General features: G+C 61.6%; 16 protein-coding genes. 11 read left to right on the plus strand and 5 right to left on the minus strand.

The window, feature by feature from the left end; translation table 11 throughout:
• Window positions 1–7: 7 nt before the first annotated feature.
• Both IFT47_RS10755 and IFT47_RS10760 read right to left on the minus strand, forming a co-directional pair.
• Complete coding sequence (locus IFT47_RS10755) at window positions 8–1,141, minus strand: colicin E3/pyocin S6 family cytotoxin (protein ID WP_192172683.1); 1,134 nt, start codon at window positions 1,139–1,141, stop codon at window positions 8–10.
• A 782-nt stretch (window positions 1,142–1,923) separates the two neighbouring features.
• On the minus strand, window positions 1,924–2,850 hold the full coding sequence (locus tag IFT47_RS10760) for a 2-hydroxyacid dehydrogenase (protein WP_192172682.1): 927 nt from the start codon (window positions 2,848–2,850) through the stop codon (window positions 1,924–1,926).
• A 214-nt stretch (window positions 2,851–3,064) separates the two neighbouring features.
• Between IFT47_RS10760 and gabT the strand changes: the two genes are divergently transcribed.
• The 6 genes from gabT (at window position 3,065) to IFT47_RS10790 (ending at window position 10,605) form a co-directional block, all read left to right on the plus strand.
• The gene (gabT, locus tag IFT47_RS10765) at window positions 3,065–4,363 is read left to right on the plus strand and encodes a 4-aminobutyrate--2-oxoglutarate transaminase (protein ID WP_192172681.1); all 1,299 of its coding nucleotides are present in this window, start codon (window positions 3,065–3,067) and stop codon (window positions 4,361–4,363) included.
• Between the two features lie 51 nt (window positions 4,364–4,414).
• Window positions 4,415–5,089 carry a 2-haloalkanoic acid dehalogenase gene (locus IFT47_RS10770; RefSeq protein ID WP_192172680.1) on the plus strand — a complete coding sequence of 225 codons (675 nt, stop codon included), beginning with the start codon at window positions 4,415–4,417 and terminating at the stop codon, window positions 5,087–5,089.
• Window positions 5,090–5,133: 44 nt separating this feature from the next.
• Window positions 5,134–5,622, plus strand: coding sequence for an Lrp/AsnC family transcriptional regulator (locus tag IFT47_RS10775; protein WP_003174918.1), 489 nt, complete (start codon window positions 5,134–5,136; stop codon window positions 5,620–5,622).
• Window positions 5,623–5,796: 174 nt separating this feature from the next.
• Window positions 5,797–6,756 (plus strand): omptin family outer membrane protease, encoded by a 960-nt coding sequence (locus IFT47_RS10780; RefSeq protein WP_192172679.1) that lies wholly within the window; start codon window positions 5,797–5,799, stop codon window positions 6,754–6,756.
• A 358-nt stretch (window positions 6,757–7,114) separates the two neighbouring features.
• The gene (locus tag IFT47_RS10785; RefSeq protein WP_192172942.1) at window positions 7,115–8,197 is read left to right on the plus strand and encodes a WD40/YVTN/BNR-like repeat-containing protein; all 1,083 of its coding nucleotides are present in this window, start codon (window positions 7,115–7,117) and stop codon (window positions 8,195–8,197) included.
• 26 nt (window positions 8,198–8,223) lie between these two features.
• Complete coding sequence (locus IFT47_RS10790) at window positions 8,224–10,605, plus strand: efflux RND transporter permease subunit (RefSeq protein ID WP_192172678.1); 2,382 nt, start codon at window positions 8,224–8,226, stop codon at window positions 10,603–10,605.
• 292 nt (window positions 10,606–10,897) lie between these two features.
• Here IFT47_RS10790 and IFT47_RS10795 read toward each other — a convergent pair whose 3' ends face one another.
• Together IFT47_RS10795 and IFT47_RS10800 are read right to left on the minus strand one after the other, a co-directional pair.
• Window positions 10,898–11,749, minus strand: coding sequence for a 3-hydroxybutyryl-CoA dehydrogenase (locus tag IFT47_RS10795; RefSeq protein ID WP_192172677.1), 852 nt, complete (start codon window positions 11,747–11,749; stop codon window positions 10,898–10,900).
• 12 nt (window positions 11,750–11,761) lie between these two features.
• The gene (locus IFT47_RS10800) at window positions 11,762–12,946 is read right to left on the minus strand and encodes an acetyl-CoA C-acyltransferase family protein (RefSeq protein WP_192172676.1); all 1,185 of its coding nucleotides are present in this window, start codon (window positions 12,944–12,946) and stop codon (window positions 11,762–11,764) included.
• A 188-nt stretch (window positions 12,947–13,134) separates the two neighbouring features.
• Between IFT47_RS10800 and IFT47_RS10805 the strand changes: the two genes are divergently transcribed.
• The gene (locus IFT47_RS10805; protein ID WP_192172675.1) at window positions 13,135–14,163 is read left to right on the plus strand and encodes an AraC family transcriptional regulator; all 1,029 of its coding nucleotides are present in this window, start codon (window positions 13,135–13,137) and stop codon (window positions 14,161–14,163) included.
• Between the two features lie 16 nt (window positions 14,164–14,179).
• Here the strand turns inward: IFT47_RS10805 and IFT47_RS10810 are convergent, their stop codons facing one another.
• Window positions 14,180–17,734 carry a glycosyltransferase gene (locus IFT47_RS10810; protein ID WP_192172674.1) on the minus strand — a complete coding sequence of 1,185 codons (3,555 nt, stop codon included), beginning with the start codon at window positions 17,732–17,734 and terminating at the stop codon, window positions 14,180–14,182.
• A 354-nt stretch (window positions 17,735–18,088) separates the two neighbouring features.
• Here IFT47_RS10810 and IFT47_RS10815 point away from each other — a divergent pair, with 354 nt between their 5' ends.
• The 4 genes from IFT47_RS10815 to IFT47_RS10830 all read left to right on the plus strand — a co-directional run bounded on the left by IFT47_RS10815 (window position 18,089) and on the right by IFT47_RS10830 (window position 20,935).
• Window positions 18,089–18,667, plus strand: coding sequence for a class I SAM-dependent methyltransferase (locus IFT47_RS10815; protein ID WP_192172673.1), 579 nt, complete (start codon window positions 18,089–18,091; stop codon window positions 18,665–18,667).
• On the plus strand, window positions 18,664–19,512 hold the full coding sequence (locus IFT47_RS10820) for a phytanoyl-CoA dioxygenase family protein (RefSeq protein WP_197983844.1): 849 nt from the start codon (window positions 18,664–18,666) through the stop codon (window positions 19,510–19,512). Before IFT47_RS10815 ends, IFT47_RS10820 begins: the two co-directional genes overlap by 4 nt.
• 128 nt (window positions 19,513–19,640) lie before the next feature.
• Window positions 19,641–20,351, plus strand: a complete 711-nt coding sequence (locus IFT47_RS10825; RefSeq protein ID WP_192172672.1) for a class I SAM-dependent methyltransferase — start codon at window positions 19,641–19,643, stop codon at window positions 20,349–20,351.
• Between the two features lie 356 nt (window positions 20,352–20,707).
• Entirely contained in the window at window positions 20,708–20,935 is a 228-nt protein-coding gene (locus IFT47_RS10830) for an acyl carrier protein (protein ID WP_237254702.1), read from the plus strand.
• Window positions 20,936–20,986 lie beyond the last annotated feature (51 nt).

Consider the following 20,986-nt stretch of genomic DNA (forward strand, 5'->3'; position numbering starts at 1 on the left):
AGAACTCTCACTTTTCAATTTTACGGCCGGGCTTGGCCGGCTTGGTTCGCTCGCCGCTCTGAGGATCAAACTCCCCCAAGTGCTTGCCTTGTTTGTCATACATTTCGACAGTCCCGTGCTGACTATCCCACTCAAATATTCGGCCTTTGGGATCTTTCCAGCGTCGTCGCTTCGCTCCACCACCTTGGACCATTGTTTTACTGTCTGCTTTCTTGGCGTCTGGAAAGCCTGGGAGGTCCAGCGGAGGCGGATGATACCCATGATCCCCATTAAACGGCCGCGCATACACCACGTACATCGACCTCAGCCCCGAATCAGCGGGGAAGACCAAGATGCAGTCTTCAGCGGTGATGTCGTCGCCGGGGAGGCCTTCGAGTTGGCTATCGGAGTCTTCCGGGATCGGGTGGACGAGGATGGTGCCTAATCGGGCATCGCTGTTTTCAGGGTAGACCAGCGGTTCCAGTCTCCCGTGTCGGCCCAGGCGGGGCGTCATGAGGATGGTGATGCCGTTGAGATGGGCTTCCATCGCACTTTTGTCGGCGTTCCAGCGGGCTTGCACGGTGCGGACCGAGTCGTCGCCGGATGCTTTGGAATGGATGCCGTAGATCTGCAACTCGCCTTCTGCATCACGGCGCAACTGGAAACGCACCCGTGTTGTCGCCTGGGTCAGGTTGCGCAATTCGTCGTCGGTGTAGAGCGTGCCGTCGCCCATCTTCGCCGGGAGCATGCCGACGATGAACAGACTCGCCGGGCCGCCGGCTCCGCGAAGCAGCCAGGTGTGGCTGCGCTGCATGATGCCGCCACCAGCCATACGGCCCAGTCCCATGTCTGCGCCGAGTGCGGCGGCAATGGCGTCGGAGGCGGAAGGCAACAGCATGGCGCCCGCCATCATGATTGCGCCGAAGTTGGAGGCGGGCTCTACCTCAGTGCCGGCGTCAGTACTGCACCATTCCCCGGTGCAGGATTTGGAGAAGACCTTGTCCGTGCGCTCCTTCGGGGCCGGCCAGCGCTCTGGCATCGGAGTGGGCACCCGCACGGGTTCGGGAGGCGGATTCCACGGTGTCCATGACGCGCCCCCGTTGGGAAGCCCTTTGAAAATCGAGTCGTCCCCAAAGGGATCTTTTTTGTCGTCCTTGAACATGACCTTGTTGATGCCTGCCAATTTGAGGCGGCGCAGGATGCGGTCGGGTCGACGAGTGGTCAACGGCGTGGGGGTTACGGGATGTTGCCGGGCGCACAGGCTTTAGATTGCCGTGGGACTGGCTTTAGCCGGGAAAGCATCGGGTGGCACACCGCGAAATTGATAGCGACTGCGCGGGCCTCTTCCCGGCTAAAGCCGGTCCCACTATGAGGGCGCGTACATCAGTGAGACCGATGACGCGGAGCGTCAGGGGATGCATTCCCACGCGGAGCGTGGGGAACGATCAAAAGATAAATGGCGTGACGCAGAGCGTCCGGGGCGGCATTACCACGCGGAGGGTGGGAACGATCAGATCGAAAGCTTCCCGGCTAAAGCCGGTCCCACTAAAAAAGCATGCGGGGTGTCAGTGGGAGGGGCGGCGATCCCCGTAGGACCGGCTTCAGCCGGGAAGCCCTTGATCTGCTTTTGATCTGCTTTTGATCCTCATACACAAACAGTCCAGACACCACAAATCGCGACTTGGGTGCAGGCCGAACGCAGACGACGCGCAGTGGGTCGAGCCGCATGGATGCGGCGAGAGCGCCGTTGCGGACATGGATGTCCGTTCGGCGCGTGCCCACGGAGCGTCGTCGAAGTGAGGGTATTCCGACGAAGGAGGAACCCAACCAGGAGCAAGCACCCTTGGTTACTTGGGGATGGTGCGACTTTCGACTTTTCCAAGTAACTCGCCGAAGGCGAAACCCGAGGCCGTTAGGCCGACGCTTTTGATCTTGATCTGGATCTCAATAGCCCCGGTTTCGATCTATCTGACCTACCATCCGCTCCCCCCGCTCAAACCGCCGAATATTCTCCAGCAACACCCCAAACGCACTCGCCGGCTGCGTCATCGCCGCCACATGCGGCGTCAACACCACCTGCGGGTGCCCCCAAAACGGATGATCAGCCGCCGCCGGCTCCATCTGCAACACATCCAGCACAGCGCCGCCCAACTGCCCACTTTCCAGCGCCTCCAGCAAATCCCCCTCCACCAGATGCCCGCCGCGCCCCATATTCACCAGCCCCGCACCCCGCGGCAGCAACGCAAACAGATTCCGGTCCAGAATCCCCTCCGTCTGCTCCGTCAACGGCAACACACACAGCAAAATATCGCACTGCCCCAAAAACGCCGACAACTGCGCCTGACCCGCAAAACAGTCCACCCCCTCAATCTCATGAACACTGCGCGCCCAGCCCGACAAGGCAAACCCGACCGGCGCCAGCGTCGCCAGAATCTGCTGCGCCTGGGTGCCCAACCCCATCACCCCCACGCGCCGATTTTCTGCCGGCTGCAACAGATGCGCCTGCCAACGCCGCGCCGCCTGCTGCTCGCGGTACCGCAGCATGTCCCGGTGCAGACTCAACACCGCCCACGTCGCGTATTCGCACATGCCTCGCGTAATGCCCGGATCCAGCAGCCGCACTACGGGCAGGTCCGCCGGCAACCGCGACAGATCCAGCTGATCGACCCCGGCCGACAGCGCAAACAGCACCTTCAGATTGGGCAGCAACTGCGTCAGATCATCCGGCGCCTGCCAGGCGGCCAGGTACTCGACTTCTTCGGGATTGCCGATGTCCGGCCAGGCGCGCCATTCGATGTCCGGTGCGTGTTCGGCGAACAGCGTCTGCCAGTGTGGCGCGCGCGCGGGGTCGGCTTTGTAGAGCAAGGCCATGGGCGTTTCCTGCTGAAAGGACGTTGGAGGGAAGTGTAGGGAGCCAGCCCACATCATCCCCCAAGCCCGGCGCAGGATCTGTTGAAAGGCGGGGCCAAAACAGTTGATCCGAATTTCTCACGGGCCAAGTTCGGCTAAGTGCGTTGCCCGCACGCCGTAACCTGAACAGCATCGCAACCGCCTCCAGGTTGCCGGACTCACGATGGGAAATGCCATGAACAGCAAAGTCGACGAAACCCCTCTTTTGCTCCGTCAGCGCGAGCAATTTGTGCCCCGTGGCCTGGTGACCGCGCACCCGCTGGTGATCGACCGCGCCCAGGGCACCGAATTGTGGGACGTGGATGGCAAGCGCTACCTGGATTTCGTCGGCGGCATCGGCGTGCTCAACATCGGCCACAACCACCCGAAAGTGGTCGCGGCCGTGCAGGCTCAACTGCAAAAAGTCTCCCACGCCTGCTTCCAGGTGGCGGCCTACACGCCTTACCTCGACCTGGCCCAGCGCCTGTGCGAAATGATCGGCGGGCAGGAAGCCTACAAGGCCGCGTTCTTCACCTCCGGCGCCGAAGCGGTGGAAAACGCGGTGAAGATCGCCCGTGCCCATACCAACCGTTCAGCGGTCATCGCCTTTCGCGGCGGCTTCCATGGACGCACCTTGCTCGGCACCACGCTCACCGGCATGAGCCAACCCTACAAGCAGAACTTCGGGCCGTTTGCGCCGGAAGTGTTCCATACGCCGTACCCGAACGCGTATCGCGGCGTTAGCAGCGTTGACGCAATCACCGCGCTGAACGAATTGCTCGCCACCCAAGTGGCACCGGACCGCGTGGCTGCAATTCTGATCGAACCCGTGCAGGGCGATGGCGGTTTCCTCACCGCGCCGCCGGAGTTTCTCCAGGCCCTGCGCGCCTTGGCCGACAAGCACGGCATCGTGCTGATCCTCGATGAGATCCAGACCGGTTTCGGCCGCACCGGCACCTGGTTCGGCTACCAGCACGCCGGCATCCAGCCTGATCTGGTGACTGTCGCCAAGAGCCTCGCCGGTGGCCTGCCGTTATCGGGCGTGGTCGGCAAGGCGCACATCATGGACGCGCCGCTGCCCGGCGGCCTCGGCGGCACCTATGGCGGCAACGCTCTGGCGTGCGCAGCGGCACTGGCGGTGATCGATGCATTTGAGGAAGAACAACTGCTCGCGCGCAGCCAGCTTTTGGGCGAGCGCCTGCGCCGTGGCCTGATCGGTTTGCAGGCGCGCTACCCGCGCATCGGCGATGTGCGCGGCACCGGTTTCATGCTGGCGATCGAGCTGGTCAAGGATGACGCCGCGCGCACCCCGGACGCCGATCTCAATTCACGGGTGATCGACGAAGCCCGTGCCGGTGGTTTGCTGGTCATCAAATGCGGCGTTTACCGCAACGTGCTGCGCTTCCTCGCGCCGCTGGTGACGACAGAAGCCCAGGTCGACGAAGCCGTGCAGATCCTCGACGCCGCCTTGGCACGGGTCTTGAACTCGAATTGAAGCAGCGCCTTGCCCGTAACGGGCCAGATGCATCCGGGAGGTTCGATCCACATGGGGCTGACAGATTTGGGGCTGACAGGATTTGGACTGACAGAGTACCGAGCGTTACTGATCGATTGCGATGAAGTGCTGGTGGATCGCGATTCGGGTGTCTGGGCCGCGCTGCAACCGCTGCTCGACAGCCGCGGCGGGCAGCCGGCCAGGGATGACGTGCTGGCCGAATTCAGCGCGGTGGTTGCGAGCCTGTATCCGCGCTTCGCCGAGCTGGGTTTTAGTGGCCTGTTGTGCTTCGCCCATCGCCAACTGGCGGAAAAATGGGGCCTGCACGCCAGTTGGGAGGAGGGCATGAGCTTTGCCCGTTCAGCGGGCAACTGGTCGCTGTTCGAAGACGCGCCGGGGGCGATGCTTTACCTGCGCAAGTTCTATCGACTTCTGGTGCGCGGCGACCGCGATGCCGAGGATCGCGGCGTGCTGTGCGAGCGACTGGGAATTGCACCGGAAGATTTCATTTCCCTGGCCGAAGGTCCGCAATGGCTCACGGATCAGGGCGATCAGGTGCAACCGGTCCTGCACGTGACGAGGCCGTCGGTCGAGCCCTTCGCCGCGCTGGACCGCTGTCTGATCGGCCGCCACCGGTCGCGTCAGCCTTCGCCCTGCGCGGCGGAATACTGCATCAACAGCATGGCCGACCTGGTGGCGCAGCATCAGCTGTCTTTACGGCGCTGATTTTGCTAGAAGATTGTCTTACAACGGCAGTCAAGAGGTACGTGATGGAAGGGCTCGTAAAGCTGGATCGGATCGACATCAGCATCCTGGTCGAACTGCAAAAGGACGGCCGCATGACCAATGTCAGCCTCGCCGATGCCGTCGGCCTCTCTGCCAGCCCCTGCCTGCAGCGGGTCAAACGGCTGGAGTCGGCCGGTTATATCTCTAGCTACAAAGCGCATCTGAACCTGGCCAAGATTACCGATTCGGTCACCGTTTTCACCGAAATCACCCTCAGCGACCACAAGCGCGAAGACTTCGCCAAGTTCGAATCCAACATCCGCTTAGTGGACGAAGTGCTGGAATGCCACCTGATCAGCGGCGGCTATGACTACCTGGTGCGCTTCATGACCCGCAGCATCCAGCACTATCAGGAAGTGGTGGAAAGCCTGCTCGACAAAAACATCGGGATCTCGAAGTACTTCAGCTACATCGTCATCAAGTCGCCGGTGCTCAAGGACGGGGTGCCATTGCGCAAATTGTTGCGTCACTGAACAGACCTTCGACGGCTTTGTAGGCAATTTCCCAACGCCAACGTTTAGCTTTCACGCAGTTCCTTCAGAACCGCCCGGCAGAGATTTCCTTCGCGGCGCTTCATCCTTTCGCTCCTTGTCCAGCGGCGTGCGGCGCTGGGCAAAAATCTCAATAAGAAGAGTGCGGAGTGGGTGATGAAGGGCAGGAATACGCTGTTATGGGTAGGGTTGGCTGCGTTTAACGCCGAGGCGTTGGCCGAGGCGCAGACAACCCGCGAGGAGCAGTTCCAGCTGGGGGCGGTTGGGGTGAGTCTGGGTGTCGGGCTGTTGAATGGTCAGGCGCGGGAAAAGGTGTACGACGTTGAAAGCGGGCAGAAGATCAGCCAGTTGAACTGGAGCATGAAGCAGGTGCCGACGCTGCATCTGGGCGTGAAGTACCAGCCGATAAACTGGCTGTCCCTTGATCTGAACGGCTGGACGCGGGTGGCGAAGGGCGATGGGCATCTGAAGGATTACGACTGGCTGGAGGAAGATCGCGGCGACTGGAGCCACTATTCCGATCATCCGGACACTCAGGTCAGCAAAGCCTGGCAGGCCGATTTCGCCGCCACCGCGTGGGCGCTCAAGCGTGATGATGTGGCCCTGGGTGTGATGCTTGGTTATCAGCGTAATCAGTTCGGCTGGCAGGCGAGGGGCGGGCGCTACACCTATTCATCGGGCGAGGGGTTCCGCGACGAGTCCGGAGAATTCCCGGCAGGTGAGAAAGGCATTTCCTATCAGCAGACCTACGACACGCCTTATGTGGGGCTGGTCGGTCTCTACCATTTCCGCAACTGGACGCTGGAAGGCAGGTTCAAATACAGCCAGTGGGTTCGGGCGCGGGATCACGATCGGCATCATGTCACCGGCGTGACCTACGACGGTGACTACGGAAACGACGGCCGCATGCAAAGTCTGGCGGTTGCGCTCAGTTACCGTGTGAGTCCGCAGCTTTCGGTGAGGGCGGGTGTGGATCATCAGGTGTACGCCGAGGCGAAAGGCAGCACGCTGATCAAGGACACCCACAGCGGCGATCGCTTCCGTATCGCAGGTGACGCGGGCAGTCAGTCCGCCAGGACGACGATGTCCACGCTGGCGCTCACTTACGCTTTCTGAGCCAAGCCGACAACCGTGCTGTGCCGAGCGGCCCGGCACGGTTGACGCCTGAATGGGAGCTCCACGGCCCAGCGATGCTACACACGGTGAATTAACTCAATCACTCCCAGTGATAACACGCCAATCAGCGCTCGCTGCTTAACAAAAGATAACGTCATGTCGATTGTCATACGTTTCCAAAGCTGACTAGGATGGGGTCGCTTCGGTACGGCCACGTCGCGTGCAGGCTAGAGCGTCTGCGCGGTGGAAACGGCCTTCTGAAGCACCCAATAAAAATAAAGAAAGGGGTAGCTTCATGCGTGAGCCCGTCATTCGGCGCACTCGGTTTGCGGTCATTCGGGGCCATTTCAGCGCCCGGATGCTTTTCAAGAGCCTGCCTCTCCACGCTGCTCTGTCCCTGCTTCTCTCCTCGAACTTCTGCGGCGCAGCCCTGGCCGCTGATGGCACGCCCGCTAATGGCACGCCCGCTAATGGCACGCCCGCTGACAGGACGCCCGCCGACGCCCCTGCCAACGCTGGCGATTCCGCCGTCTACGCCCTCGAATCCGCGAAAGCCTCCCGCAGCCTGCTGCTGGACGTAACCCATGCCGGCAAGCGCATGGTGGCGGTGGGGGATCGCGGCCACATTCTCTATTCCGATGACCAGGGCAAAACCTGGACCCAGGCCAAAGTGCCGACGCGCCAGATGCTCACGGCGGTGTATTTCGTCGATGAGCAACACGGCTGGGCGGTAGGCCACGATGCGCAGATCCTCGCCAGCAGCGATGCCGGCGCCACCTGGACCAAACAGTTCGAAGACCTCAAACGCGAAGCGCCGTTGCTGGATGTCTGGTTCAAGGACCTGACCACCGGGATTGCCGTGGGTGCCTACGGGGCGGTGCTGGAAACCACCGATGGCGGCCAGCACTGGGAAGACATCGGCGACCGGCTGGACAACGAAGACCAGTTTCACCTCAACGGCATTGCGTACGTGAAGGACGCCGGCCTGTTCGTGGTCGGTGAACAGGGCAGCATGTTCCGCTCCCCGGACGACGGCCAGACCTGGGAAAAGCTCGAAGGCCCCTATCAGGGCTCGTTGTTCGGCGCGGTAGGCACGGCGGAATCCAACACGCTGCTGGTTTACGGCCTGCGCGGCAATTTGTTTCGTTCGACCGATTTCGGTACCACCTGGGAGCCCGTCCCGCTACAGGGTGAGCGCGGCCCGCTGGAGTTCAGCATCGCCAACGCCTCACTGATGCCGGACAACTCTATCGTGCTGGTCGGCAACGGCGGCAGCGTCATGCGCAGCACGGACGATGGCGAAAGCTTCACGGTTGCCAATCGCCCCGACCGGCTTTCGTTGTCCGGCGTAGCCGAGGACGACAAAGGCAATCTGGTTCTGGTGGGACAGGGCGGCGTTCGCGTCACCTCGCCGACGGGCGCTGACAGCGCTCAACAATAAGAACAAGCAGGCGAGGACACGTTTCCATGAGCAACCTTCAACAACACCACGACAAGCCGACGCGCCTGGAGCAGTTGATTTTCAACAACCGCAAGACGGTGATCGGCATCTGCCTGCTGGTCAGCATCTTTCTGTTCTGGCAAGCGACCCTGGTGCGCCCGTCCACCAGCTTCGAAAAAATGATTCCGCTGGGGCATCCGTTTGTTCAGAACATGATGGAGCACCGCAACGACCTGGCGAACCTGGGCAACACCGTGCGCATTTCGGTGGAGGCCAAGCAGGGCGACATCTTTTCCAAGGAGTACATGGAGACCCTGCGGCAGATCAACGACGAGGTGTTCTACATCTCCGGTGTCGACCGCTCCGGCCTCAAGTCGTTGTGGAGCCCTAGCGTGCGCTGGACTGAAGTGACGGAGGAGGGCTTTGCCGGCGGCGAGGTGATTCCGCAGAGCTACGACGGCTCGCAACAGAGCCTCGACAAGCTGCGTAATAACGTTCTCAAGTCCGGACAAGTCGGGCGTCTGGTCTCCAACAACTTCAAGTCGAGCATCGTCGATGTGCCGTTGCAGGAGTTCTACCCGGACCCTAACGACCAGAGCAAACTGCTGCCGCTGGATTACCGTCAGTTCTCCCACCAGCTTGAAGAGAAGATTCGCGACAAGTACGAAGCGCAGAACCCCAATGTCGAGATTCACATCGTCGGTTTTGCCAAGAAGGTCGGCGACCTCATCGACGGCCTGATCATGGTGGTGATGTTCTTTGGCATCGCGTTCCTGATCACCCTGGTCCTGCTGATGTGGTTCACCCGCTGCGCCCGCAGCACCATCGCCGTGTTGAGCACCACGTTGATCGCCGTGATCTGGCAGCTGGGCCTGATGCATGTGGTGGGTTTCGGCCTTGATCCCTACTCGATGCTGGTGCCGTTTCTGATCTTCGCCATCGGTATTTCCCACGGCGTGCAGAAGATTAACGGCATCGCCCTGCAATCCAGTGATGCCGACAGCGCGCTTACGGCAGCACGCCGTACGTTCCGCCAGTTGTTCCTGCCGGGGATGATCGCGATTCTTGCCGACGCCGTCGGCTTTATCACGTTGCTGATCATCGACATCGGCGTGATCCGCGAGCTGGCCATCGGCGCGTCCATTGGCGTGGCGGTGATCGTGTTCACCAACCTGATCCTCCTGCCGGTGGCGATTTCCTACGTTGGCATCAGCAAAAAAGCCGTGGTGCGCAGTAAAGAGGATGCCGTGCGCGAGCATCCATTCTGGCGTCTGCTGTCGAACTTTGCCGCGCCGAAAGTCGCCCGCGTGTCGGTGGCATTGGCACTGGTCGCGCTGGTGGGCGGCCTCTGGTACGGCCATAACCTGAAGATCGGCGACCTCGATCAAGGCGCGCCGGAACTGCGGCCGGACTCGCGCTACAACCAGGACAACAGTTTCATCATCAACAATTACTCCACCAGCTCCGATGTGCTGGTGGTGATGGTCAAGACGCCGCCTGAAGGCTGTTCGGCGTACCAGACGCTGTCGGCGATGAACGAGCTGTCGTGGAAAATGGAGAATACGCCAGGGGTGCAATCGGCGATTTCCCTGGTGACCGTGTCCAAGCAGGTCATCAAGGGGATGAACGAGGGCAACCTGAAATGGGAGTCGCTGTCGCGCAACAAGGACGTGCTTAACAGCTCGATTTCCCGCGCTGACGGTTTGTACAACAACACCTGTTCCCTGGCGCCGTTGCTGATTTTCCTCAACGACCACAAGGCCGAAACCCTGGATCGCGCCGTGCATGCCGTGCAGGAGTTCGCTCAGCAGAACAACAAGGATGGCCTGGAGTTTCTGCTGGCGGCAGGTAACGCCGGGATCGAGGCGGCCACCAACGAAGTCATCAAGCAGGCCGAGCTGACCATTCTGATTCTGGTGTACGTGTGCGTGGCGGTGATGTGCATGATCACCTTCCGTTCATGGGCGGCGACGCTGTGCATCGTCCTGCCGCTGGTGCTGACGTCGGTGCTGGGCAACGCGCTGATGGCGTTCATGGGCATCGGCGTGAAAGTCGCAACGCTGCCGGTGGTGGCGCTCGGGGTGGGGATCGGGGTCGATTACGGGATTTACATCTACAGCCGACTGGAGAGTTTCCTGCGGGCGGGACTGCCGTTGCAGGAAGCGTATTACCAGACGCTGAAGTCCACGGGCAAAGCGGTGTTGTTCACTGGCCTGTGTCTGGCGATCGGGGTGTGCACCTGGATATTCTCGGCCATCAAGTTCCAGGCCGACATGGGCCTGATGCTGACCTTCATGCTGCTGTGGAACATGTTCGGCGCCCTGTGGCTGTTGCCGGCGCTGGCGCGGTTCCTGATCAAACCGGAGAAGATGGCGGGCAAGGTCGGGAATTCGCTGTTTTCCCATTGACCTGTGGGACCGGCTTCAGCCGGGAAGGGGCCGGTATTACCACCCCAAATTTTATGGCACGGGGACAGATTAATTTACGGTGAGGCGTTGTAAATAAATCAGTCCCCTTTAGCCGTTCAATTGGAACTCGCACCGCCTTAAGCCCTGAGCGGATGCAATACCTGTGGGAGCGAGCTTGCTCGCGAATACTTTATTTCTGCCACTGAAGCTTCGGCGGATGTCCAAGCCTCTTCGCGAGCAAGCTCGCTCCCACAACCCGCGCCAGACCCGCTTAGGTCGTGCTCACCGGCCTTCAGTTATAAACAAAAAAACCACGCCCGGTCTTGCGCCCCAGATACCCCGCCGCGACCATTTCCTTGAGCAGCGGAGCGGGGCGGTATTTGCTGTCGTTGAAGCCTTCGTTGAACGCTTCGACGATCGCGAGCAAGGTGTCCAGCCCGATCAAGTCAGCCAGCGCCAGCGGGCCAATGGGCTGGTTGCAGCCCAGGCGCATACCGTCGTCGATGTCCTGAGCAGTGGCCAGGCCTTCCTGCAACACCAGAATCGCCTCGTTGATCATCGGCACCAGAATCCGGTTGACCACAAACCCCGGGCGGTTGCCGGCGGTGATCGCAGTCTTGTTCAACCGCTCGGCCAGCTTGATCGCCGCAATGTGGGTGGTGTCCGCCGTCTGCAAACCGCGAATGACCTCGATCAGGTTCATCATCGGCACCGGGTTGAAGAAGTGCAGGCCGATGAACCGCTCCGGGTGCTCGACGCTGGCCGCCAGTTGCGTGATCGACAGCGACGAGGTGTTCGACGCGATCACACACTCGCGGTCGACATGGCTGGCGATTTGCTTGAGCAGGCGCAGCTTCAGTTCCAGGTTCTCGGTGGCCGCTTCGATCACCAGTTGAGCGCCATTCAACTGGCCATAGTCCGTGGTGACGCTGATGCGCCCCAGGGCCGCTTCGGCGACATCGGCCGCGACCGTCTGCTTGGTCACCTGCCGCTCGAGGTTCTTGCGCACGGTCGCCATGCCACGCTCCAGTGCCGTGTCGGAAATGTCCAGCAGGGTCACGTCGAAACCCGCCACCGCGCAGACCTGCGCGATGCCGTTGCCCATGGTGCCGGCGCCGATCACGGCGATGTGTTGCATGCTCATCGACAAGCCTCCTTACACGCGTTCGAAAATGACGGCGATGCCCTGACCGCCGCCGATGCACATGGTCACCAGCGCATAGCGGCCCTGAACCCGGTGCAGCTCGTGGATCGCTTTGGTGGCGATGATCGCCCCCGTCGCGCCCACCGGGTGGCCGAGGGAGATGCCCGAGCCGTTCGGGTTGACCTTGGCCGGATCAAAGCCTAGCTCACGGGCAACGGCGCAGGCCTGGGCGGCGAAGGCTTCGTTGGATTCAATCACGTCCAGATCCGCCACGGTCAGGCCGGCGCGCTCCAGTACCTTGCGGCTGGCCGGGATCGGCCCCAACCCCATCATCGCCGGATCAACCCCGGCATGGGCATACGCCACCAGACGCGCCATCGGCTTGAGGCCGTGCGCGCGGACCATGTCGCCATTGGCCATCACCAGCGCCGCCGCGCCGTCGTTGAGGCCGGACGCGTTGCCGGCGGTGACGGTGCCGTCCTTCTTGAACGCGGTCTTCATCTTCTCCAGTTGCTCGGCCGTCACGTCGCCACGCACGTGTTCGTCCTGGGCGAAGGTCACGGTGCCTTTGCGCGTGGCGATCTCGATCGGCACGATTTGGCTCTCGAAACGGCCCTCGGCGATGGCGTGGGCGGCGCGCTGCTGACTGGTCAGCGCCAGGGCGTCCTGATCGGCGCGGGTGATGCCGTAATGTTCGGCGATGTTCTCGGCGGTGATGCCCATGTGGATATTGGCGAACGGATCGTGCAACGCGCCGAGCATGTAGTCGTACGCCTGCACATTACCCATGCGCGCACCCCAGCGGGCCTGGGGCATGATGTACGCGCCACGGCTCATGGATTCGGCGCCACCGGCCAGCACGGCCTGGGTGTCGCCGAGCATCAGCGACTGCGCCGCCGACACGATGGCCTGCAGGCCGGAGCCGCACAGGCGATTGACGTTCATGGCGGGGGTTTCTTTGGTCAGGCCGGCTTCCAGGGCGATGACGCGGGAGAGATAGGCGTCGCGTACTTCGGTGGGGATCACGTGGCCCATGACCACATGGCCGATGTGCTCCGGTGCGATACCGGATTTGGCCAATGCGGCGCGGCTGACCTGGGTGCCCAGTTCGATGGGCGAGACGTCCTTGAGGGAACCGCCGAATCCACCGATGGCGGTACGCAGTGCGCTGACGACGAAAACTTCGGGTGTGCTCATGGGGACTCCTGATACGTATTGGAATTATGGGGGCGGCACCGCGAAACGGTGTTTCAGCCGGTGCTGACTGCGGGCAAGTCTAGATCGGCGTTCGGGGCGGGCCTATGCCGAAACTGTCCAGATGGGCTGGCGTTCTTTACCATCAGCGCCTGATCCGTGGTGCACCATTCAAGAAGGGAAAGGCGGTCATGCGGGAAAAGGATTCAGTGTCGATCTACTTCGTCCAGTTGATCGTCCACGCGCTGCGCGACCAGCCACTGCGTTTGCAGTCGGTTCTTGAGGCGGCGGAGATCGACATGGCGCTGCTCGACGACCCCACGGCGCGGGTCTCGGCCAGCGCATTTGCGGCGTTGTGGCTGATTCAGATCAAGGAACTGGGTGACGAGTTTTTCGGCCTCGACTCCCACGGCATGCCCCTGGGCAGCTTCGCCCTGATTTGCCGGGGGCTGATTCAGGAACCCACTCTGGAAAAGGCCCTGCGCCAGTGCCTGAGCAATTTCGGCCTGTTCCTGCGCGACTTTCGCGGCAGCCTCATCGTCCGCGGCTCGCGCGCCGTGCTCGCGGTGGACACCACGACAGACGACCCGGTCCGGCAGCGCTTCGGTGAAGAGACGTTTCTGCTGTTGATGATCAGCCTGCTGTGCTGGCTCGGCGGGCGCCGCATCAGCATCGACCGCGCACAGTTTCGCCAGCGCCGTCAGCGTCTCAGCGACGACTCACTGCTGTGGGGTTTCAACCTGAGTTTTGGCGAGCAACGCACCGAAATCGAGTTCTCCAGTCACCACCTGCGTCTGCCGGTGGTGCAGTCGTTGCCGTCGCTCAAGTCGTTTTTGCGCACTGCGCCGCAGTGGCTGGTCATTCGCTACCGCAACCAGCGTGGGCTGGCGGCGCAGGTTTATCAGCGCCTGCGCAACAGCCATTACGGCCACTGGCCGACGCTGCTGGAAATGGCCGATGAACTGAAACTCAGTGCCACCACCTTCCGCCGTCGGCTGGAGCGCGAGGGCTGCGCGTTTCAAGGGATCAAGGACGACGTTCGCCGCGGCATCGCCCAGCAGAAGCTGCGCGACACCGAGCTGAGCGTGGTGGAGATCGCGTCCTTGGTGGGGTTTCAGGAGCCCAGCGCGTTTCACCGGGCGTTCAAGAAATGGACGGGGGAAAGTCCGGGCGGCTACCGCAGGAAGCAAGCCGCCAGCAACTCAATGACGGCCGACTGATGAGCCGCCGCCGGTATCAGGGCAGCCATGCCTCGCGCCAGGCCTGAACAGCCGCATCGTCGAACATCCAGTCGCGAAGCACCTGCTCGCGCAAGTCGTCGCCCAGCAGCGCGGCGCTGGTCAGGTCCATGGTGTGGGCACGAATCAGGTTGACCCAGGCCTCCAGCGTGTTCGGCACCCGCGTCACCGGCAATTCGCCGGCGTAGGCGCGAACATCGCTGCAGATCACCGGCACACCGCATGCGCCGAGTTGCAGCAGGGTGATGTTGTTCTTGCAGGCGCCGAACAGGTTATCCACGGCGGGAAGCAGGGCCAGATCGAGGTTCAGGTCGGCGACGGCTGTGGCGTATTGCTCGGCGGGCGGCCGGTCGTGGGATTCATGGGCATGACTGCGCAGCACGCCCTGGTCATCGCCCAACACGATCCATTCCACCTCTCCTGCCAGAGCCTCGACCACGGCGAGCATCATGTGCAGATCCTGTGGCTGCCAGCGATCACTGACCAGACCGACCCTTGGCTTGCCACCCACGCCACGGCGCGAGACGAGGTTGCCCCAGACTTGAGGCGACAGGCGCGAAGGTAGCAGCCGCACGTCCGCGTGAAATTCGCGAGCGATATCGGCGAGCACTTGGGTCGAAGCGATCACGCGATGGGCCTGATGCAGGCTCTTCTGCAGCAGGTCAACGCACTCGGCATCGAAGGCGAACGGGTCTTCGCCTGGCGTCCGGGAACCCAGTTGCAGGTCATTGATGTCGAGCACCACGAAGGCATCCGGCAACAGCTGGGCGCGGGCGATGGTTTGCAGGTGGTCGGCGTCGAGCCGGGCCTGAAACACCACGACGTTAGGCTTGAAGCGACCCTCCTGGGGAATCGACAGCGCCTGGCTGCTGAGCATGCCGTCCACAACACCGGCGGCTTGCAGCGTCTCGAACGGTGCGATCACCCGCTCATGGGGCGAGGCCCAGAGGCCGGCGGGGTAGGCCAGCACCACCGGATCGCGGCGCCAGGCCATCGGCCGCCAGACCAGCGGCATGTTGAGTTCGAGCTCGACAGATTGCAGGTCGAACGAAAGATTGCGGTTGAAGGCGCTGTCGTTCGCCAGGGTTGGCAGCCATTTGCGGTACATCGCCAGTTGCTCGCCGACGAAGCGCTTGCGCTTGGCCTGCTGCGTGGCGGTGTCGACGTGGGTCTGGCTGACGCTGCCCTCGTGGATCAAGACCGAGTGGGGTGTCCAGACATTCAGGTAGCCGAGGGCGCCAACTTTCATGCACAGATCGACGTCGTTGTAGGACACGACGAAGGCCTCTTCATCCAGCCCGCCGACGGCCTCGTAAATCGAGCGGCGAACCATCAGGCACGCCGCTGTCACCGCGCTCAAGTCCTGATCCACCTGCACGCGCTGCATGTAACCCTGAATGTGCCCGGGCTCACCGATGTGCTGGTGACCGGCCGGGCCGTCCATGCCCAGGCGCACGCCGGCATGCTGCATGCGTCCGTTGGGGAACAGCAGCTTGGCGCCGACCACACCCACCTCAGGCCGCAACGCGTGATTGAGCAATTCGTCCAGCCAACGCGTATGGACGATGGCGGTGTCGTTGTTCAGCAGCACCAGGTAATCGCCCTTGGCCTGGGCCGCAGCGACGTTGTTGATGCGCGAATAGTTGAACGGGTGCGGGTAACGCAGCACGCGCACCTGCGCCGAGCCCAGGGCGTCGATGCGCGCCAGCCATTCGAGGGCTTCGGGGGTTTCGCTGTTGTTGTCGACGATGAGCAGTTCGTAATTCAGGTAGCGCGTGGTGTGCAGCAGGGTTTCGACGCAGCGCTGCAGAAACGGCAGCTGATCCTTAGTCGGGACGATGATCGACACCAAGGGTTGATCGGTGTGGCCGTAGCGCACGTGGTAGCGGCGGGGCAGGGTGTGTTCGATGACCGCGCGCGGATAACCTCGCACCTGCAGATGGCGCTGCAATGTGGCGATTTCGTCAGGATTATCCACCGCTTCCGGCAGGTCACAGACCAGCAGCGGCTCACTGATGTGAACGATCTGCCCGGCGCCTTCACGCTCATACAACCGCAAGATCAGGTCGAATTCAGCGGCATCGGCGAAGCGCTCATCGAAGCCGCCGAGGTCCACCAGGGTCTGCCGCCGGAACAGCCAATGACCTGCGGTCAGCAGCGGGTAGCTCAGCAGATAATCGAGGTTGAAGTCCGGGCGCATGGCTGAACTCAAGCCACCCCGAGGCCGCCGGTGCATTTCGTCGGCGAAGGCGGCGCGGGCGTCAGGGGATGCGAGCAGCTTCAGCGCGCTGGCAGCGAGGCCGAACGGCGTGAATTGGGTGCCGGCGTCAATCGCGATCAGCCAGTCAAAACGGTGGTTTTCGACCACCTGATTCAGCAGCGCGGCAGTGTTCATAGCGCCGATGGCAAGGGTGGTCACCCTAGGGCCGACCAAGGTGGCCAGCAGCTCGGTCGCGTCGGTCAACACCACGACGTTCATGGCAGCGTGCAGGGCGCCGTGGAGGGCCAGGCTGTCGAGGCTGCGCTGAATCTTCTCCGGGGCGTTGGCAACATCCTTGATCACCACCAACAGCGAAGGCGCGCCGACGTCGGCCAGGTGCTGGTCGATCTGCGTTTGCTGTTCGGCCGTCGGCACGCGATGACCGAGCCAGGCCTCGACCTGCTGCGGGTTCAGCCGTTGCGGCAACGGCGCGGACAACTGCGCGAGCAGGTTGAAATCGGTAAACCCCTGGGTTGCCGATAACGGGCGGGCGCTGACCCAGCCGTTGTCCAGCGACGTGCTGGCCCAGCCGGCTTCACGGATCAGCCGATGAAACAGGGGCAGATGATCACTGTCCGTGCCGACGATTTCGATGCCTTGTTCGGTCAGCTGTTGCGGCGCGATACGCGTGCCCGTCAGCGTGGCCGGCAGCATGATCAGCTCGGCGTCGTGCAGCAAATTGGCGTACAGCGCCAAGTGCCCCAGCGGGCCGACGGATTCACCGTTGAGGGAAAACAGGTCGGCGCCCAACGCCAGCAGGTCATCGCGGCGACACAGCACGCTGCTCAGCTCACCGATGAAATTGCAGGTGAACTCCCCCAGCAGCGCAACCACGTCAGGCCCGTGGAAAACCGTGGGCTCGGTGACGCGAAAGCGGGTCGCCAGATTCTCTTGCAGCGCCACGCCCTCGGCGTTCAACCACTGGCGGTGCGCAGTCGCCAGTGAGGCCTGGGGATTGACCTCCAGCGCCGCGACCATCTGCTGAATGCAGTCCGGCGCCAGTACGGCGTCACCCGCCATGAACTTGATGTACTGCCCGGAAGCTTCGGCAACGGCGCGGTTGAAACAGGCGTCTGCGCCCTCGGGAAATTCGTTGCGCAGGTAGCGAATCGGCCAGCGGCACGACGCCCGGTACAGGTCCGTTACGGTTTCTGCCAGACCGTCCGTGGCGTCGTCGCAGATCACGATTTCAATGGCATCGTGGGTCTGCCCGATCACGCTGCTCAGCGCGGTTTCAAAAAAATCGGTACGGCAGACGGCGATGACGACACTGACCAGTCGTTGAGAATCCATGGGGGTATCCGGTAGTTGAAAAACGTGCCTCGAACATCGGCGCATTGACAGCAGAACGGGGGGCGCAAGCGACCCGTCATGAAAATGACGCCTCGGGCATGAACATCCGATGAAGCAATATTCCGGCCAACGGATGGGCATCAGGTTTTGCCGTGAAACCTGCACCTGCTGGCCAATTAGTGGCCCTGCGAGGGTGGCCAGTTGTGCTTGCGTGATAGGTCTTGAGGCCTGCTGGAAAGCGTGCTTGAGTAGATTAATGATCGTCGTATTCATGCCGATACTCGAAAGACAGGCGGCTTTGCTTCACTCCGATCACCTTCCAATCACTGCTCCAGGCAGACAGCGGGACATACCATGGCAACACCTTCGAAATTCGATAACGACACGTTCCAGCTGGCCCGCGATCACTTGCAGCACTTCGTCAAGAAGACCGCCGAGTTGCTCCACGAAGAGACCGGACGGTTGTTGGAAGTCGGGCCCCAGGAGCGTTCGCTGGTTCGGGAAAGTTTCACCCAGTTCGCCGTTGATACCTTCGACATCGTCGACACTTACGGGCCGACCCTTGTTGGCGATATCACCCGCAAGAACGAATTCATTGCCGACAGCGCCTATGACTGCGTCGTTTGCATGGAAGTCATCGAGCACACGCTGAACCCGTTCGACACCATCAAGGAGATTCGCCGCATCCTCAAACATGAGGGTTATCTGCTGATTTCCGCCCCATTGAACTGGCGCATACACGGTCCGAGCCCGGACTGCTGGCGCATTACCGAACATGGCTGGAATGCGCTGCTGCGCGACTTCGATATCGTCGAGATCGATATTCTCGAATCCCCGGACCGTGAACTGTTCCCGATTCGCTATAACGTCCTTGCCCGGTGTAACAAGTTCAAGGAAACCAAAGACAGCGAACTGACGTTCCGTTTCATATGAACGCCGCCGTGCACGACACCGTGAAGTCCCTTGAGGCGCTGATTCCCGCGCTCTCGTCGGGCACGTTCAACGTCGACGTGTTCCGCAAGACAGGCGTCTTCGTGGTGCGCAACGCCGTGCCACGGGCGGTCGTAGAAGCATGGCAAGACGAGTGGAAAAGCTTTTACAGCGCGGTGCTGAAGAAGGGCCGGGACGTCAATCGTGCCAACCCGGTGTCCCTCAACGAACAGCTGCCCGAAGGCCTCGCGCACCTGTACCGCGAGCCGGTTTTCGCTAATACGCTGAAGCCGCTGATGGGCGAGCACATCGCGTTGTATAACCATCGCTTTGTGATCAAGGACGCGCTGAGTGCGAACAAAGTGTTTTTGCACCAGGACAGTTGTTATCACGCAGGCAATAGCAACAAGTGCAGCGTTTTTGTGGCGATCAGCGCCGTGAACAAAGACAACGGCGGCATGACGTTTCATGTGGGCTCACACGCGTTGGGTTCTCTGGGCGATGCCGGTGAGATCAATCCCGCCAGTTTCGAGGTGCAGTGGCCGACGGTCACCCCCGAACTTGCGCCGGGCGACTTCGTGATAATGGACAGTCGCTTGTGGCATGAGTCAGGACCGAACGTTTCGGGCGTCGATCGCATCATGGCCGACATGATTATCCAGCCTGCCGACGACCCCACCGGGCAAGAACTGATCTGCGGCGAATGGCAGACCAACCTATTTTTCTCGCCCAAAGACATCACGCGTCACTTCGTCAATTCACGCATTCTGAAGATCGTTAAATACGAAAGAGAACTGGCGCAGTTGAAGGCCGACGCCGCACGTGTCGCCACTGACTCAACCGAATGATTCAACACGCCGGACCTGTCCGCGCGTTGCAGGTATCAGTCGATACCGCCCCCTGAACACTGACCCCGCTGGCGCAGCTTGACCCAATTATGCGCCCCTGCGTCTGACAACCGATTTGAGGAGAGAAAATGGATACCTGTCTCGCGACCCGCACATACGCGCCTTCAGCGCTGATGCACATTCGGCCCTACCGCGTGCTGAGCATTGAGGACGGCCGGGAAGAAGAGGTCAAATTCTTCATGCCCCCCGCCGACGGCGCCGGCAGCCTGACGGCATTTGAATCGGTGATGCTGCTCAAGCTGGTCCGCGCCATCAACCCGGACTTCGTGTTCGAGTTCGGCACCTTCGACGGGCGCACCACCCGATTGGTGCTGGAAGATCTGCCGGACAACGGCGACAGCGAGCCACGCATTTACACGCTGGACCTGCCGGACACCGACGGCGTCGTGTTTCAGGGCGATGACAAGTTGCTCGCCGAAAAGGCCGTGCTGTCGAGCCGCAAGTACAACCAGTCGCCGAAAAAGGCCATGGTCAGGCAGATCCTGCAAGACTCCATGACCTTTGATCCGTCGCCCTATGCGGGCAAGTTCGATTTCATCTTTGTCGATGCCAACCACGAGTACGAATACGTCAAGCGCGACACCGAAAACTCGCTGAAGATGCTCGGTGGCGACAGCAGCTGCATCGTCTGGCATGACTACGGTAATCCGCAGTTTCCCGAGCTGACCCGCTACCTGGAAGACCTGGCCGGCAGCCTGGAGTTGTATCACATCGAAGGCACGATGCTGGTGTTCCACATGCGCGGCGCGAAGATCGGTGAGGAAAGAACTGCAGAGTAATGACGATGGGCGCTGATCCAGCGCGGGCCACCGTAGTGGCCCGCAAAGACAGGATTCCGCCGCTGGAGATTGACTGGGTGTGCCGGCGTCTTCGCGAGCAAGCTCGCTCCCACGATTGATCGCAGAACGCCTGACCTACGTCGTTGGCTGCAGTCAATCCAGATACAACGGCCTGGTCGCATCTCGAGCGCGCCGTTTTTTTGTCTCCCCTCAATTCTTCCAACTTTCCCGGAAACCCCTGTACCCCATACGATCCGTGGCCTGGCGCCTGCTTTTCGGGTTCTGGTTCGGAACTTGCTTCAGTCCCACTACGCATCGGCGAAGGCGTCCGATCATGGTCCGTGGAGTGGCGAGAGATGGTAGAGCAAGCAGTGGCACTGGAAGAGCAAGTCGTCGCGTTGATCGAAGAAGCGATGGAAGCCGATGAGGGCACCCTCAAAGTCGACCAGCCGCTGGACTGGGATTCGATTGCCCTGGTGACCTTTATGGCCCTGGTCGACGAGCGCCTGGAGAAAACCATTTCGGCTTCGCGCCTGAACAAGTGCGAAACCGTCCGGGACGTCATCACGCTGGTTTCGGAATAAACCCGGTTTCCGGATAAGGCGCTCCATTACCGAAAGCGCTTCAACATCAGG

The sequence above is a fragment of the Pseudomonas sp. CFBP 13711 genome (assembly GCF_014842265.1).
Classification (GTDB): Bacteria; Pseudomonadota; Gammaproteobacteria; order Pseudomonadales; family Pseudomonadaceae; genus Aquipseudomonas.